18 protein-coding genes are annotated in these 15,862 nt (G+C 60.8%); 16 read left to right on the top strand and 2 right to left on the bottom strand.

Annotated elements, in window-relative coordinates:
* The first annotated feature begins 25 nt into the window (after window positions 1-25).
* Genes lysS through H2515_RS12190 form a run of 3 tightly spaced genes read left to right on the top strand, consistent with a single transcriptional unit; the run spans window position 26 to window position 3,445 of the window.
* Window positions 26-1,516: a lysine--tRNA ligase gene (gene lysS / locus H2515_RS12200; RefSeq protein WP_014028357.1), complete on the top strand. Its 1,491-nt coding sequence runs from the start codon at window positions 26-28 to the stop codon at window positions 1,514-1,516.
* Window positions 1,513-2,757, top strand: a complete 1,245-nt coding sequence (locus tag H2515_RS12195) for a lipoprotein-releasing ABC transporter permease subunit (RefSeq protein ID WP_035191801.1) — start codon at window positions 1,513-1,515, stop codon at window positions 2,755-2,757. Before lysS ends, H2515_RS12195 begins: the two co-directional genes overlap by 4 nt.
* Window positions 2,750-3,445, top strand: a complete 696-nt coding sequence (locus H2515_RS12190) for an ABC transporter ATP-binding protein (protein WP_198660252.1) — start codon at window positions 2,750-2,752, stop codon at window positions 3,443-3,445. The genes H2515_RS12195 and H2515_RS12190 overlap by 8 nt, the downstream gene beginning before the upstream one ends.
* Here H2515_RS12190 and H2515_RS12185 read toward each other — a convergent pair.
* Window positions 3,442-4,002, bottom strand: coding sequence for a DUF2062 domain-containing protein (locus H2515_RS12185; protein WP_035191799.1), 561 nt, complete (start codon window positions 4,000-4,002; stop codon window positions 3,442-3,444). The genes H2515_RS12190 and H2515_RS12185 overlap by 4 nt on opposite strands.
* On the opposite strand from H2515_RS12185, the gene H2515_RS12180 reads away from it, so the two are divergent.
* The 10 genes from H2515_RS12180 (at window position 4,002) to H2515_RS12135 (ending at window position 12,116) form a co-directional block, all read left to right on the top strand.
* The gene (locus tag H2515_RS12180) at window positions 4,002-6,197 is read left to right on the top strand and encodes a ComEC/Rec2 family competence protein (RefSeq protein ID WP_232821380.1); all 2,196 of its coding nucleotides are present in this window, start codon (window positions 4,002-4,004) and stop codon (window positions 6,195-6,197) included. The two genes, H2515_RS12185 and H2515_RS12180, sit on opposite strands and share 1 nt — an antisense overlap.
* A gap of 142 nt (window positions 6,198-6,339) precedes the next feature.
* A complete protein-coding gene (locus H2515_RS12175) occupies window positions 6,340-6,960 on the top strand; it encodes a MotA/TolQ/ExbB proton channel family protein (protein ID WP_014028362.1) in 621 nt (206 codons plus the stop codon).
* Window positions 6,957-7,361, top strand: coding sequence for an ExbD/TolR family protein (locus H2515_RS12170; RefSeq protein WP_198660251.1), 405 nt, complete (start codon window positions 6,957-6,959; stop codon window positions 7,359-7,361). The genes H2515_RS12175 and H2515_RS12170 overlap by 4 nt, the downstream gene beginning before the upstream one ends.
* Window positions 7,362-7,364: 3 nt before the next feature.
* Entirely contained in the window at window positions 7,365-8,051 is a 687-nt protein-coding gene (locus H2515_RS12165) for a lysophospholipid acyltransferase family protein (protein WP_198660250.1), read from the top strand.
* A complete protein-coding gene (locus H2515_RS12160; protein ID WP_198660249.1) occupies window positions 8,048-9,193 on the top strand; it encodes a glycosyltransferase N-terminal domain-containing protein in 1,146 nt (381 codons plus the stop codon). Before H2515_RS12165 ends, H2515_RS12160 begins: the two co-directional genes overlap by 4 nt.
* Entirely contained in the window at window positions 9,190-10,188 is a 999-nt protein-coding gene (lpxK, locus tag H2515_RS12155; protein WP_198660248.1) for a tetraacyldisaccharide 4'-kinase, read from the top strand. Before H2515_RS12160 ends, lpxK begins: the two co-directional genes overlap by 4 nt.
* The gene (locus H2515_RS12150; RefSeq protein ID WP_035191793.1) at window positions 10,188-10,370 is read left to right on the top strand and encodes a Trm112 family protein; all 183 of its coding nucleotides are present in this window, start codon (window positions 10,188-10,190) and stop codon (window positions 10,368-10,370) included. Before lpxK ends, H2515_RS12150 begins: the two co-directional genes overlap by 1 nt.
* Complete coding sequence (gene kdsB, locus H2515_RS12145) at window positions 10,367-11,128, top strand: 3-deoxy-manno-octulosonate cytidylyltransferase (protein WP_198660247.1); 762 nt, start codon at window positions 10,367-10,369, stop codon at window positions 11,126-11,128. The genes H2515_RS12150 and kdsB overlap by 4 nt, the downstream gene beginning before the upstream one ends.
* A gap of 21 nt (window positions 11,129-11,149) precedes the next feature.
* Entirely contained in the window at window positions 11,150-11,671 is a 522-nt protein-coding gene (ppa, locus tag H2515_RS12140; protein WP_065412484.1) for an inorganic diphosphatase, read from the top strand.
* Window positions 11,672-11,735: 64 nt separating this feature from the next.
* Window positions 11,736-12,116, top strand: coding sequence for a hypothetical protein (locus tag H2515_RS12135; protein WP_065412485.1), 381 nt, complete (start codon window positions 11,736-11,738; stop codon window positions 12,114-12,116).
* A gap of 100 nt (window positions 12,117-12,216) precedes the next feature.
* On the opposite strand, the gene H2515_RS12130 is transcribed toward H2515_RS12135, so the two are convergent.
* Window positions 12,217-12,777 (bottom strand): phage integrase N-terminal SAM-like domain-containing protein, encoded by a 561-nt coding sequence (locus H2515_RS12130; RefSeq protein ID WP_456298303.1) that lies wholly within the window; start codon window positions 12,775-12,777, stop codon window positions 12,217-12,219.
* Window positions 12,778-13,102: 325 nt separating this feature from the next.
* Between H2515_RS12130 and H2515_RS12125 the strand changes: the two genes are divergently transcribed.
* The 3 genes from H2515_RS12125 to ltrA all read left to right on the top strand — a co-directional run bounded on the left by H2515_RS12125 (window position 13,103) and on the right by ltrA (window position 15,724).
* Complete coding sequence (locus H2515_RS12125) at window positions 13,103-13,543, top strand: hypothetical protein (protein ID WP_198660246.1); 441 nt, start codon at window positions 13,103-13,105, stop codon at window positions 13,541-13,543.
* Window positions 13,540-13,893 carry a hypothetical protein gene (locus H2515_RS12120; protein ID WP_198660245.1) on the top strand — a complete coding sequence of 118 codons (354 nt, stop codon included), beginning with the start codon at window positions 13,540-13,542 and terminating at the stop codon, window positions 13,891-13,893. Before H2515_RS12125 ends, H2515_RS12120 begins: the two co-directional genes overlap by 4 nt.
* A gap of 487 nt (window positions 13,894-14,380) precedes the next feature.
* The gene (gene ltrA / locus H2515_RS12115; RefSeq protein ID WP_232821379.1) at window positions 14,381-15,724 is read left to right on the top strand and encodes a group II intron reverse transcriptase/maturase; all 1,344 of its coding nucleotides are present in this window, start codon (window positions 14,381-14,383) and stop codon (window positions 15,722-15,724) included.
* Window positions 15,725-15,862 lie beyond the last annotated feature (138 nt).

Genomic DNA, 15,862 nt, shown 5'->3' with positions numbered 1-15,862 from the left:
TCAGTATTTTGCAGGAAGGGGACGGATGGTGGATCAGGAACTCAATGACCAGATGCAGGTGCGGCGTGACAAGCTGGGACACTGGCGTAGCGAAGGCCATGCCTATCCCAACGGCTTCCGTCGCGATGCCTTGGCGGGCGACTTGCAACAGCGTTATGGCGATATGGATGCCACGGCCCTGGAGCAGGAGCCCATCGCGGCGCGGCTCGGCGGGCGACTGATGAGCCGCCGGGTCATGGGTAAAGCCAGTTTCGCCGACATTCAGGATCAGTCCGGGCGTATTCAACTCTTTGTCAGCCGCGACAACCTGGGCGAAGAGGCCTACGCGCGCTTCAAGGGCCTGGATTTCGGCGACATCATCGGTGTGGATGGCGTCCTGTTCCGCACCAAGACCGGGGAGCTTTCGGTTAAAGTGCATAAGCTCCAACTGCTGAGCAAGGCCCTGCGCCCGCTGCCGGAAAAATGGCACGGACTCGCCGACCCGGAAACCCGTTTCCGCCAGCGCTATGTCGATCTGATCGTCACCGAAGCCACCCGCCGCACCTTCCAGATTCGTGCCGAAACGGTGGCAGCCCTGCGCGATGGTCTGCGCCAGCGCGGCTTTTATGAGGCGGAGACGCCCATGATGCAGCCTATCCCCGGCGGTGCCACGGCGCGGCCCTTCGTTACCCATCACCATGCCCTGGATATGACCCTCTACCTGCGTATCGCCCCGGAGTTGTATCTCAAGCGACTGGTGGTGGGCGGCATTGAGCAGGTTTTTGAAATCAACCGCAACTTCCGCAATGAAGGCATTTCCACCCGCCATAACCCCGAGTTCACCATGCTCGAATGGTACGAGGCCTACGCCGACCACGTGCGCGCCATGGACCTCACCGAGACCCTGATCCGTGCTGCGGCACAGGCGTCCTTGGGCACGACGGCGATAAACTACCAAGGGCTGGAGATTGACCTCGGCAAACCCTTCCACCGTTTAACGGTGACGGAGTCAGTGCGTGCCCATAACCCCGATCTGGCGGATGCCGATCTGCGGGACCCCGCAGTGCTGGCGGCCAAGCTCGCGCAGTTACAGCTGCCCTGTCAACCCGCCTGGGGCTGGGGCAAGCGTCTTATCGAAATCTTCGAGAAGACGGTGGAAGGCCATCTCCAGCAGCCGACCTTCATCACCGAGTATCCCCTGGAAGTCAGTCCGCTGGCGCGCCGTAATGATCTCGACCCCGAGGTCACGGATCGTTTCGAGCTGATGATCGCCGGCCGCGAGCTGGCCAACGGTTTCTCCGAGTTGAATGATCCCGAAGATCAGGCCGCCCGCTTCCGGGCGCAGGTGGCGGCGAAGGACGCCGGTGATGAAGAGGCGATGTGCTTCGATGCCGACTATATTCGCGCCCTGGAATACGGCATGCCGCCGACGGCAGGGGTGGGGCTGGGCATCGACCGTCTGGTCATGCTGCTCGCCGATCAGCCCAGCATTCGCGAGGTGATTCTCTTTCCCCATCTGCGGCCGGAGCAGTCATGAGGTTTTATGAGCTCTGGATCGGGCTGCGTTACACCCGCGCCAAGCGCCGCAATCACTTTATCTCCTTCATCACCGGCACGGCGATCATGGGCATGGTCATCGGCGTGGCGGCCCTGATCGCAGTCATGGCGGTGATGAACGGCTTTGATCATACCTTGCGTGCACGGATTCTGGCGGTGACTTCGGATGTGATTATTCAGGGCAACGGGGTGCCGGTGCTGAACTGGCCGACGGCGGTAAAGCGTCTTTCGACAATTCCTGAGGTGACGGGTATGGCGCCCTACGTGCAGGCGCAGGCCATGCTCTCCCACGACGGGCTGGTCAGCGGTGCGGTCATCGAGGGTATTGATCCGTCTTTGGAAAGCCGCGTCAACAAGCTGGCCAGCGATATGAAAATGGGTGACTTGCAGTCCCTGCAGACCCACCCCTGGAGTATCGTCCTCGGCCGTGCGCTGGCGCGGCAACTGGGCGTGACCGTAGGTGACAAGATCACCCTGATCTCCCCCCAGGGTGGGGTCACCCCACTGGGGGTAACCCCCGCCTTGCGCCAGTTCACGGTGGTCGGGCTCTTTTCCGTCGGAATTTACGCTTACGACAGCGGCATGGCCTATATCAACCTGGGTGACGCACAGCGGCTCTACGGATTGAACCAGGGCGTGACTGGCTTGCGCATGCAGATCAAAGATCCCTTTGCCGCCCCGGCCTTCGCCGCCCATCTGCAAAAACAGCTCGGTGCTGCTTTTTATATCCAGGACTGGACCCAGACCCATGAAAACTTCTTCAAGGCCCTGAGCATGGAGAAACTGGTGATGTTTGTGATCCTGTCGCTCATCATCGCTGTCGCCGCCTTCAACATCGTGGCGACACTGGTGATGGTGGTCACCGATAAGGAGACGGATATTGCCATCCTCCGCACCATCGGCGCAACGCCGCGTAGTATCATGCTGATTTTTATGGTGCAAGGTGGAGTCATCGGACTCTTTGGCACGCTGCTCGGTGTCTTCTTCGGGGTGTTGCTGGCTTTGAATATTCCGACCCTGGTACCAGCTATCGAGCAGTTGTTTCACGTCCAATTTATTTCGCCGGAGGTTTATTCCATCAGTCAGTTACCCTCCAAGCTGAAGCCTTGGGATGTGATCCATGTGGCTATTGCCGCGCTCATCATGAGCTGGATAGCGACGTTATATCCCTCCTGGCGTGCCTCGCGCATCGCTCCTGCTGAGGCCCTGCGTTATGAGTGAGCAGATCATTCTTTCCGTCGAGCACCTGCGCCAGAGCTTCGCCATTGGTCGCGAACACCTGGAAGTCATTCGCGACATCAATCTGGAAGTCCGTCACGGCGAGCGGGTAGCCATTGTGGGGGCCTCCGGGCAGGGCAAGAGCACGTTGATGCACCTCATGGGCGGATTAGAGCGCCCGTCGGGGGGGGGGGTACGGATTCTCGGGCAGGAGGTCTACAAACTGAGTGAGTCGGCGCGCAGCCGCTTACGTAACCAGAGTGTCGGCTTCGTCTATCAGTTACATCGTTTGCTGCCCGAGTTCACTGCGCTGGAGAATGTGCTGCTGCCGCTGCTGATACGCCGGGTGTCGCGCCACTCTGTAGAGTCCTGGGGTAAGGAAATCCTGACCCGCGTCGGCTTGGGCGAACGCTTGGACCACAAGCCCGGCACGCTCTCCGGTGGCGAACGGCAACGGGTCGCCCTGGCGCGTGCCCTGGTTACCCGTCCGGCGCTGCTCCTCGCCGATGAACCCACCGGCAATCTCGACAGTGAGTCGGCGGAGAGCGTCCACCAGCTGATGCTCGACCTTAATCAGGAACTGGGCACCGCACTGGTTATCGTCACCCATGAGCCAGCGCTGGCGGCACACATGGGGCGCGTGCTCCGGCTGCAAGATGGCGTCTTAGAGCCCCTGGAAGCCGTGCTCTAAAACCGGCTGCGGTGCAGACGACGACGGCGCAGTCGCCACAGTATCCAGAGCCGCCAGCCACCGAGCACGCCAAAATACAGTATCAGGGCGAGTCCTCCGCCGAGGATGATGCTGCCCAGCCAGGTGAGCAGATAGGCGTGCCAGAGGCGGTCCCCCATGATCATCATGCTGATCTGACCATGGAACATCGCGTGGATATCCGCATAATGGATGGTGATGGCCGGGGCCAGCCCCAGCTGGTTGAGCAGCCAGAACCCCAGCTCATAGGATGCGAAGAAAAAGGGCACAATGGTGAAGGGACCGGTCACTACAAAGGGCATAACGACGCCGACGGGAATATAGGCGCGACGCCAGAGACTGATGAGTAAGATGCTCAGAACATGGCCAAAAAAAGGCAGACTGCCAATAAATGCGCCGATGGCTACGGCGCGCGCGACGTTGTGACGATGGGGATGCCACAGTATCGGGCGGGCCAGATAATGGGTAAAACGTCCCAGTGGACGTTTGCTGAGGACGTCCTCGCGGGTGGGAAGGCGGCAGAATGCAGGTAGGCGCAATGCGATATTTCCTAAGTCGTAAGGGGGCTAGTGTAGCCAAGCTGCTGCCCTGGGCCAAATCTTGGCCGTCACTGCCGTTTTTGGTCATCGCCGCGGGGCTGGGGCTGGGGTTTTTGCACAGCTTCCGGCAGTTGCCTGCTTTGTGGATTCCGCTTTCCGTGGCGCTTTCCGGACTGCTCCTGGTTTGGAAATGGCGGCCTGCGCTGCTGCTGACGGTCATGGCGGGGGCCTTCGCCTGGGGCATCTGGCAGGCCGATCTGCGTCTCGCTGTACACTGGCCGGTGGGTCAGGACTTCAGTGTCCGGGGCCGCATTGTCTCCATACCCCAATTGGGAGGCCGGGAATATCGCTTTCTTTTAACGCCGGAGCACTGGTCGGCGGATGCCCCGGCGGCCGGTCGGCCAGCCAAGCTGCTCATTCACGGCAATCTCCCGGAGGTTCCGGTAGTGGGGCAGCGCTGGCAGTTGCGCTTGCACAGCGAATCCCTGGCGAGTCTGCCCGGCAGCCCCTTTGCCGACCTCGCCCGCCAGCGTTTCTGGGCTGGGGAAGGTGGGGTGGCGCGGCTACAGGATGGTCGGTTGTTACCGGTTTCCCGCTGGAATCTGCAAGACCATATCGCGGCGGCCCGTGCGGTGGTGCTCCATGCCAGCAATATGGCCCTGGACCGCGAGGCGGCGGGCTTCGTGCAGGCGCTGAGTATCGGTGTCGGTAACCAGCTCCCGCCAGAGATCTGGCAAGTGTACCGGGATACGGGCACTGCCCACTTACTGGTGATCTCCGGCTCCCACGTGGCCGTGGTTGCCGGACTGGCCTTGTGGCTCAGTCAGTGCTTGTGGCGGCGTATCCCCTGGCTGGTCGCCCGCTGGCCGGCGCAGACGGTGGGTATCCTCTGCAGTATCCCGGCGGCCTGGGCCTATGCCAGTTTTGCTGGCATGCAGATTCCCGGCGAACGCGCCGCCTGGATGATCACCGCAGCGGCTCTCGGCCATCTGCTGGGACGCCCCAACAATGCCTGGCAGGGACTGTCCCTGGCCGCCTTGCTGATTGCGCTGAACAATCCCGGCGCGTTGGTGGAAGTGGGTTTTTGGTTGTCTCTGGGCGCGGTAGCGGCGCTGGTGGCTATTGGCTACGGCGAAGTCGGCTGGCGCGCGTTGTTGCGCAGTCAATGGGCAGTCTCTATCGCCTTGATGCCCCTGCTGGCGGGACTCTTCGGACAGGTATCCCTGATCTCCCCGGCGGCGAACGTGTTGGTGATCCCACTGGTGGAATTGCTGGCAGTGCCGCTGGCCTTGCTGGGCGCCCTGTTCGCGCTGCTGGATCTGGAACTCCTCAGTCGCCTGTTTTTTCATCTGGTGGCGCTGGAAATGGACGCCGTGACGGCGCTCCTCCGTGTTTTGCTGCACATTCCTTTTGCCCGGATCAGCACGGGTACTGGTCGCACCTGGGCCTTGCTGGCGGCAGTGCTGGGACTCAGCATCTTTTTCCTGCCAGCGAGCTGGCCAGGGCGCTGGCTGGCTTTGCTGGGCATGGTGCCGCTCCTTATCCCCGCCAGCGGCAGCACGGATCTGGAATTGCGTGCTCTGGATGCGGGATCGGGCATGCTGCTGTTCTGGCAGAAAGGGGCACAGAGCGGTATTTTCTCGGCGAATCTCTGGAAGGCGGCCAGTCGCCGCAGCGGCGGCCTCGCGCTTACGGCGGCGCTGCGCCAGCAGGGCGTGACGCGGGTGGATGCGTGGTTGCGCAGCGACATTTCCGCGCCCCAGCCGCAGCCTACTGCGGCTCGTCAGTGGTGGCCTGCCGGAGCCCGCGACTATCCCGGAGGACCGCCGGCAGTGGCCTTCTGTCGGGCCGACGGCGTGGCACCGCCAGGGATGCATTTTCTGACCCTGCGTGCACCTGTCCAGCCCTGCATAGTGACCTGGGGCGCCGGACCCGATGTGCTTATTCTGGGTGACGCCGATGCGGCAACGGTCCATCGGCTTGCGGCGGAGCATGGCGCCACGCTGCATCGGGTGCAGGCCATCTTTGCCCCTGCCAGTCTGGGCAATGCGGAAAGAGCGGCATTAGCGGCTGCGGCAGCACAGGCGCAGGTCTTTTATCTGGGCGAGGGCAAGTCGGGCACCTGGACCTGGCAGGCCGGGCACTTATATCACGCCCTGCCGCCAGCGCCTGCCTACTGGCAACCCCGTGCCTGAACACCGCTGCCTGCACGGGGGGTGCCGTCTAAGCGAATGCAGCGGCAGTTATGATTTTGCGGATGCGGCGCATCCACTGCCGTTTCCTGAGTGGTATGCTATATTCCGGCTTCGTCACAATCGAACGGATTCTGGAGGCGATGTGCAAGAGTTGCTGGGGTTATTTAAAATGGGCGGGTTTGTTCTGCCGATTCTCATATTGGCGGCAATTGTAGCCTTGGCCATTGCGGGTAATCGTCTCTGGGTCTTGCGGCGGGGACGCGTTGCGCCGCGTGACCTCGCGGCCCGGATAGCTGAGCTGGTAGAGATGGGTAAGGTGCAGCAGGCGGTCAAAGTGCTGTATGAAAACGACACGCCCTTAGCCAGGATGATGTTGGTGGCTCTGCAGGATGCGGGACAGCCGCGGGACGTGATCAAAGAGTCAGTGGAAGAGAGCGGCCGTCACGAGGTGGCGCATCTCGACCGCTACCTCAACTTTCTCGGCAGTATCGCTGGTGTGGCGCCCTTATTGGGTCTACTCGGAACCGTGTTCGGTATCATGCACGCTTTTGCGGCTATCGGCATGGTGGGCGCGGGTGATCCCAAGGCGCTGGCAGGTGGCATTGCCGAAGCGCTTATCACCACCGCCAGCGGCCTCATCGTTGCCATTCCCAGCCTGATGTTCTATCGCTACTTCAAAGGGCAGGTCGATACACTGGTGTTGTCCCTCGAAAAAGAGGCCCTGAAACTGGTGAATCTCATAGCCAGCGGGACTGAAAAATGAATTTGCGCCCGCGGGTGAGTGAAGAGCCGGAGATCAATGTGATCTCGATGGTCGATATCGTGCTGGTGCTGCTGTTATTCTTCATGGTCACCAGCAGCTTTGTGCACCAATCCCATCTCTCCATGCAATTGCCCAAAGCCCAGCAGGCCGCCGCTGGTGAGCCAAAATCACCCATCACCATCGATCTTAGCGCGAGCGGTCAGGTGCGTATGAATAAGCAGGCTTTGTCTATGGCCGACCTGGCCGGACAACTCAAAGCGCTGGCGGCCAAAGATCCCGAAAGGGTGATTGTCCTGCGCGCAGACAAGAATACGACGCAGCAGTATGTCATCGATGTATTAGACGCGGCGCAGGAAGCCGGACTGACCCGGATCAGTTTCGCAACCCTGAGCAATCACTGACCCGTGCGGCTGGAAGGGCGTTCCTTACGTGTGGTGGCCGCACTGGCGGCTTATATCATCAAAGCTATGGCCCTCAGTGTGCGCTGGCACGAGGAGGGGGATGCCAGCGTACGCGCCCTGATCGAGGCCGGACAGCCTTTCCTGCTGGCCTTCTGGCATGGGCGGGGTGTTATGGTCGCCCAAGCCTACTGGCGGGTGGGCGGACGTAAGATAAAAATTCTCGTTAGCGAACACCGGGATGGCGAATTGATTGCCGCCACCATGGCACACTGGGGCTACGGTGCGGTGCGCGGTTCGACCCGGAGTGGGGCGGTCAAGGGCGCCCGGGGGATGCTGCGAGCCGCCCATGCGGGGTACGACCTGGCCATCTCCCCCGATGGTCCGCGCGGTCCCCGCGAAGTGCTGCAAGAGGGCGTTATCGAATTGGCGCGCATTTCTGGGCTGCCCATCGTGCCGGTAACCTATTCGGCACGCTGGGCAAAACGCTTCGCCAGTTGGGATGGCTTTCTGTTGCCCCTGCCGGGCGCGCGCGGGGTGATCCTCTGGGGCGAACCGCTGCGGATTCCGCGCGACGCCAATAAGGATACGCTGATCGCTTTGCAGCAGGCGCTTGAGGCGACCATGATTGATCTGCGGCAACGCGCCGATGCACGCGTCGGGCGGGTTGAAATGCAAGACAGGATGTCATGATGTATTACGAAAATGGCCTGCTGCGCGCACGCTGGGCCAGTTGGCGCGATGCCCGTGCCGGGCGGACGGCGCAGGCCAATGCCCGCTGGGGCTGGATCAAAGCCCCGGGTGAGCGCGGTCCCATCCTGTGGATGCAGAGCTTCAGCGATGCTGACCAACAAAGACTTGGTATTGAGTTGGCGAAAGCTATCGCCGAAAAGCGCCGCGACCTGCGCATGGTGATGACTTTTGAGACGGAGTATCCGGCTCTCCTGAAACAGCACACCGAGGGTGCCGAGCGGCTCGGCTATGGTTTCGGGCCTTGCGACCATCCCCAGGCGGTGGGGCGCATGCTGGAGCGCTTGTCGCCCCTGCGTTATCTGGCACTGGGCCGGACGCCCAGACCACGGCTTGCCGCCGCCCTGGGCCGGGGCAAGATACCTGCCGTGTTGATGGCGGCTAATCCCGGCCCGCGGATTCCGGCGCCGCTGGAGGCCGTCTACCCGCGGGATGCGCGCCAGGCCGGGGCCTGGGCCGAGCGCGGTGTCAGCGAAGCCGTTCAGGAGCCCGTGGACTTTGCCACCTTGTTCACCATCGCCCAGGTAGACCCCAATTTCCGGGCGATGGTCAGCGGTACCGACGAGGGCCTGCTGTGGTGGGTGCAAGGGCTGAATGCCGCGCAATGGGCCGGATGGCGGCAGGCCTGGGCCGCCTCGCCCCTGTTCCGGCAGGGGCTGCTGTTTCTGGAGGGCACGGATGCGCCAGCGGATTTGCCCAGGCTTTCCCAGTGGCAGCGCGCGCCATTACCTGCCGGAATGGTGGTCGTCGTCGACAATGATCGCTGGTATCCGGCCCTGTCGGCGGCGGCGCAGGCGGTGCATCTGCAGACGGCCTCGCCGATGTTGCAGTGGCAGGTTTATGCCGGTTCCCGACCCATCAGCATCAGCCCTGGCGTGACTTTGAACGCCGCCGGACAATTGGACGCCGACACCATCCTCACCCTGGAGGACCCCGCGCAAATTCTCGGTCATTGGCAAGTCCTGCGCGGGGATGTGATGGCCGCCCGCCAGCGTGGCGACGCCACCCGGCGCATTTTCTGGCAGGAACGCCGCCATGCGGGCGAACGCCTGCCAGAATTTTTGCAACGGGTTTTTGACTGGTGACCCTGCGTCAGACCCTGGAGCGGCAATGGCAGGAGGGTGGGGCGCTGGCCACCGCCTTGCGGCCTCTGGGGGCGCTGACCGGCAAAGTGGCGCAGTGGCGGCGACGGCACCTACAGGGCAGGGCGGCGAGCATCCCCACCGTTGTCGTCGGCAATCTGGGCGTAGGGGGCAGCGGCAAAACGCCGCTGGTGGCGGTACTGGCGCGGCAACTCAGCGCAGCAGGTTGGCGGGTGGCCATCATCAGCCGGGGCTACGGCGCCCGGCCACCGCACTGGCCCTATCGGGTGCCTCACGACGACAGCCCCCGGCAGGCCGGAGATGAACCTTTGCTGCTGGCGCAGGAACAGGGGCAGACCCAAGCGGTTTATCTTTGCCCCGACCGCCATCGTGCCATCGCTGCGGCCGCTGTGGATGGTTACAATCTGGCTTTGCTGGATGACGGCTTCCAGCACCTCGCCCTGCAGCCCAGCCTGCGTCTGTTGGTGCTCTCCGGCCCCCATCCCCTGGGCAATGGCCACTGCCTCCCTGCTGGTCCTCTGCGCGAGTGCCCGGACGCCATGCTCCATGCCGACGCCTTGCTCATGGATGCCGCCGCCGCCGCCGCCATCCCGGAGCGCAACGGACTACCCCGTTTTCTTTTCCGCATCCAGCCCAAAGACCTTGTCGCCGTCAACGATCCAAGCCGCTCCCGCAGTCTCGACAGTCTGCAGGGGCAGCGCGTAACGGCAGTCACCGGCATCGCCCGCCCGCAGCGTTTCGTGGCGAGCCTGGAGGGCCTGGGTGCCCTCCCTGACCCCCGATTTTTCCCCGATCACCACCCTTTTTGCGCCGCCGACCTCGCCCATTTGCCCCGCCCCCTCGTCATGACCGCCAAGGATGCCGTAAAATGCCGGGAATTCGCGCAGTCCGACGACTGGGCCCTGCGCATCGAAGCGGAGCTGGAGCCATCCTTTCAGCCCTGGCTGGAGCGATCATTGCTGCCCTGGAGAAGCTGATGAGTATTGACCACCGCCTGCTCGACCTGCTCGCCTGCCCGCAGTGCAAGGGCAGCCTGCAACCCTGCGCCCAGCGTCAAGCCCTCTGCTGCCCGCGTTGCCAGCTGCAATATCCCATCCGTGACGACATCCCGGTGCTGCTTGTCGACGAGGCCAAGCCCTACGAGGATAAGTCGGCGTGAGCTTTTGTGTCCTGATTCCCGCCCGGCTGGCATCTACCCGCCTGCCGCGCAAGGTGCTGCTGGATGTGGGTGGCGTCCCGATGATCGAACAGGTGCGGCGGCGCGCGCTGGAAAGCGGCGCGACGCAGGTGGTAGTAGCCGCCGACCACCCCGAAGTGGTGGACTGTATCCGCAGCTATGGCGGTGAAGCGCTGTTGACCGCCGCGGAGCATGTCTGTGGTACTGAGCGCCTGGCGGAAGCCGCGCGTCTGCTGGGACTGGCCGACGACGCCATCATCGTCAATCTGCAGGGCGACGAGCCGGGCATGACGCCCGCCCTGCTGCACGCCACCGCCCAACTGCTGCTGGACCATCCGCAGCGGCAGATGGCCACCGCTGCCGTCCCCATCACGCACTGGGATGATCTGGCCGACCCCCACGCGGTCAAACTGGTGCTCAATGCCGAAGGCTGCGCCCAGTATTTTTCCCGCGCCCCTATTCCCTGGGATCGTAGCCATTTCCCGCTCAGCAGCGGACAGACTTTGCCGCAAACCCCCGGCATCTGGTGGCGGCATCTCGGTCTCTACGCCTACCGCAATGCTTTTTTGCAGGACTACGCCGCGTGGCCTGCCAGTCCGCTGGAAAATATCGAGTCGCTGGAGCAAATGCGGGCGTTGGAGCGCGGCGTACAGATTGCGGTATATTGCGCAGCAGAAGCGCCCGCAGCGGGGGTGGACACCGCCGCCGACCTTGACCGCGTGCGCGCCCTTTTTCCCTGATCCTCTACAAGGAGTTTTTGCATGGACCTGAAAAAAATCCCGGCCGGCCAGTCACTGCCGGATGACATCAATGTCGTGATCGAGGTCCCCCAGGGTTCCTCCGTCAAATATGAACTGGATAAAGAATCCGGCGCCATCGTGGTCGATCGTTTCCTCTTCACCGCCATGCACTACCCACTCAATTACGGCTTCATCCCCAACACCCTATCCGACGATGGTGACCCCACCGATTGCCTGGTTCTGGCACCTCAGCCTGTCGCGCCCGGCGCCGTTATCCGCGCTCGGCCGGTCGGTGTACTGATGATGGAAGACGAGAAAGGCATCGATGCCAAGATCGTCGCCGTTCCGCACGACAAGGTCGCCGCCGGTTACTCCGCTATCCGGGATGTCAGCGATCTGCCCGAGCCCCTGCGCAACCAGATCCGCCATTTCTTCGAGCACTATAAGGATTTAGAGCCCGGCAAGTGGGTCAAACTCAAGGACTGGGCCAATGTGGCCGAAGCTCGCAAGATCATCGAAGCGGACGCCGCGCGCTACGCCTGAAGGCCTTGCCGCCTCGCGGCGAAGCAGGCAGACTGAGGGCGACTCGCTTATGCAGGAGAGCCCCATGTCTGCAACACCGCTGACGCCAAAGTCCCCCGAATCGACGGCCCTCAAGCCGTCTGCCTTTGCCGGTCTACAACCCGACGAGCCCCTCTGGAAAAGGGTTCCCAGTCGTGACGATGCCGGTCATCTCCTCTCTGATTTCCGGATGATCTTCCCCGGACTCCGCCAGAAAAGTGGCATTCGCCAGCAACATACCCTGCGTATCATCAACGCCGTATTGCAGCATTACGGCTCTTGGGTGGTATTTGCCGATCTCAATATGCGTATTAATTTATTGTGGGTCAGTATCCGTCCGCGTCCTGGTTTAACGCTGGAGATCCCCGCAGCGATTAAAACGTTGGTGCCGGAGGCGTTGTTATTGGCACCTTATTGGCGGCGGTAATGGGCGGCAGTTATGGATGATTTACATATCCAGCGGACTGATAATACCGCGACCGCCTTTGTTCATGACGTGGGTATAAATCATGGTGGTATTTACGTCTTTATGCCCTAATAATTCCCGTTCTGTGCGAATATATTAGCCAGCCTTCAGCTCCTTTGCCATCCCGGCTGATAATTTCGCGGCGCTCGAACTCCATGTCTTTTACGCGCAGGCGTAATCCTTCCAGTAAACGCATGCCGGTGCCATACAACAAGCTGGCGACAAGCCACATCGTAGCCGAGAGTTCATGCAGTAAGGCGCGGGTTTCCGTTGGTGTCAGCACCACTGGCAGGTGCTGCGAAGGTTTCGCGCTAGTGATGTTATCCAGCCAGGGCAGATCGATGCCGAGAACCTGCTTGTATAGAAAGAGCAGCGCCGCCTTGGCCTGATTTTGGGTAGACGATGAGACGCTGCGTTCAGTGGCGAGATGGCTCAGGAAGGCCTCCACCTCGGCGGCACCCATGTTTTTGGGGTGCCGTTTCTGGTGAAAAAGAATAAAGCGCCGCGCCCATTCCGTATAGGCTTCTTCAGTACGAATACTGTAATGCATCACCCTGATCCGGGCGCGCACTTGATCCAAGAGTCTGGGCGGGGTGCTGGGAGTTGCTTGGCTATTTTCCATCTGGAAAATTTTAGGCTGTCCTAAATTTTTAGGCAAGGATCAGTGTTGTGTAGATACAGTATGTTGATTGTTACCCCTGTTGCGTTAGACGATATGTGTGTGGTAGTGTTGTGCAATCTAAATTATGTTAGCAGGCTGTTGAAATACATCGAATCTCGGCGTGGCGTCATTGAAAAAATCTCGCGGCATCGGACAAAGGCCACTTTCCCCGCCTCTGCAAGGGGTTCCGGGTGCCCCGGAATGCGGTGGCGATAGATCCAATCAATGACCAGAAGGCCAGAAAAAGGTATTTCAACAGCCTGTTAGAACTTTCACGGAATCCCCTATGGCCGAGACGCCAATTGATCAGATGGACGTTGAGCCTGAGGAACCCTCAGGTGTTAAACCATCAGAGTCCGTAAAACCAAAATCCGGTCGGCGCTCATTTTCGAAGTTACCGCGCGAACTAAGCGAAAAGGAACTCGCATCACCTGCTGTTCAGAAAATGCTCGTGGACGAGATCGAACGCCTAGAGGCTGAGTGCGATGACTTCTCGTCCTACCGCCCAAAATTTCATGAGGCGGACAAGCGTGCGGCAGTATTGGAAGAAAAGTTTAAGGGGAAGATTTCCGCCGATATTCTTCAGACTGGTTGCCTCACGGTCGGTGCCGCAGCTTTGGGCTACGCCCCATCAATCACAACGGGACAGCCCTCTGCTTGGATGGTCGCAACTTTTGGCGTTGTACTGGTTATTGCAGGCCTTGCAGCTAAGGCGGTTAAACCATGAAACTCAAAATTACGGCCATTCGAGAAGCTGGCGACCTCAACAAAGAGCGCGTTGTGATGAAGGCAGAAGCATCAACCGACATCGGCCAGTATGTATTCTTCCGGGTTGATACCGTTGATGGGCAGCCGACAACCTCAGTACGTAATACGTATTGGTTTCCTAATAAAAGCATCAACCCAGGAGACTACGTAATCGTGTATTCCAAGGAAGGAAAGAACAGCGAGAAGGACTTTAAGAACGTCACCTCGCATTTTTTCTACTTGGGCAGCAAAACGGCAATCTGGGATGAAAAGGATGTGGGAGCTACCGTCTTATATGCGCCCGATTGGGAAAGTTTTGTACCCGAGTAGTTCTAACATGGCGCTCAACCTCGCTCCCTTCGGTCGCTGGACGCTGCGCGATAAAGCCGCGCAGCGCCGGTTAGCTTTACGTGTGCGCCGGGCATGGCGTGTTACTTCGCAGGTGAGAGTCCTGTGGCCAGGTATACGCAGAGCCGAAGGCAAGGAGAAGGGCAAGGGCGTCGTCGCGAGGCGGGGTCTGGAGGAAGCCCAATCCGAAGCTGCGGGGCGATGAACAAAAACCGGATATGAGGCGTGATGCATCCGGGGCGAGCGGGCACGTGACCGCGAAGCCCTCCATCTGCGAATGGGGTGCATTTTGTAAATCCGGCGTCTATGCAGTGAAGGTAACGTGTCTTACCCCGGGAGATCTCCCCAGTGCTTCGGAAGCTCGAAGCTGGGCGTTTGGAAACGAACGCTGAATACTGTGGAGAAGTCAGCAGAGGGCATAGTAAGCGGCGCCCCCGCCGAAGGCCCGAACGATGAAAGACGAAGGACCATGATGGAGAGAGACGGGAACGCATCTGACCACCTGCCAAGGCAGGCTGCGGGCATACCGCAGGATGAACTCGTCGCTGGACCGTCAGGACAACCGGAGTCGATTCACCCCCAAGCGTTGCTGGCCCAGGTGTTGGAACGGGCCAATCTGCAACGCGCATTGAAGCAAGTGCGCCAGAACAAAGGCGCGCCCGGCATTGACGGCATGAGCGTCGATGAATTGCCGGACTACCTCCGCCACCACTGGCCGGGAATTCGCGCGCAATTGGAGGCGGGCCGTTATCGCCCGCAGCCGGTCAGGCGTGTGGAAATCCCCAAGCCAGATGGGAAAAGCCGACTGCTCGGTATTCCCACGGTGTTGGACCGCTTCATCCAGCAAGCCATTGCGCAAGTTATATCGGTCCAATGGGAACCGCATTTTCATTGCCACAGCTACGGATTTCGCCCTGAACGTTCGGCCCATCAGGCCGTGCGCGAAGTACAGGGGACAATCCGCGCAGGTTACGGCTGGGTGGTGGACATGGACTTGCAAGCCTTCTTTGACCGGGTCAACCATGACCGGCTGATGGCGCGACTGAAGAGCCGTTGCCTTGATACCGGCCTGCTGCGCCTGGTCAATCGCTTCCTGAAGGCGGGTGTGAGCGTCGGTGGACACATCGAGCCGACGACGATGGGCGTGCCGCAAGGCGGCCCACTCTCGCCAGTGCTGGCCAATGTGGTGTTGGATGAGCTGGATTGGGAACTGGACCGGCGTGGCCACCGCTTCGCCCGTTATGCCGACGACTGCAATATTCTGGTCCGAAGCAAACGTGCGGGAGAGCGGGTGATGGGCAGCGTGACACGCTACGTCAGCGACACACTGAGGCTCACAGTGAATCCGCTGAAAAGCGCGGTGGACAGGCCCAAGAACCGCAAGTTTTTGGGCTTCACGGTCAGCCGCAACGGAGCTAGGCTGAAGGTGGCCGACAAGGCCATCGCAAAGCTGAAGGACCGGGTGCGGGAACTGACCCGTCGTACGCGAGGCAACAACATTGGCGTTATCGTGGCAGAGCTGAGGAAAGCCCTGCTTGGTTGGAAAGCGTACTTCGGCATCGCCGAGGTGCTGAGCCCTCTGCGCGATATCGACAAGTGGGTACGACGCAAGTTACGTTGCTATCTCTGGAAACAATGGGGATCGGCCGGTTACCGGCAACTGCGCAAGCGTGGCGTATCTGTGCGCGAAGCGTGGAATACCAGTAAGTCGGCTCACGGTCCATGGCGGCTGTCGAAGGCACCGGCATTGACTATTGCGTTACCATTGCGCTACTTCAATGACTTGGGACTACCCAGCCTTGCGCCGCGGTAGGAATTTACTTCATCGAACCGCCGGATACGTGACCCGTATGTCCGGTGGTGTGGGAGGGGGGAGCCGTGAGGCTTCTCCCTATCCCGATTGGGCGTCAGCGGTTGCTTATCGCGGAGCATAGAATGATAATTACATTTT

It is taken from the genome of Acidithiobacillus ferrivorans (genome assembly GCF_016250455.1).
Lineage (GTDB): Bacteria > Pseudomonadota > Gammaproteobacteria > Acidithiobacillales > Acidithiobacillaceae > Acidithiobacillus > Acidithiobacillus ferrivorans.
The sequence above is the reverse complement of the archived record's forward strand: the minus strand, read 5'-3'. Positions and strand labels throughout refer to the sequence as shown.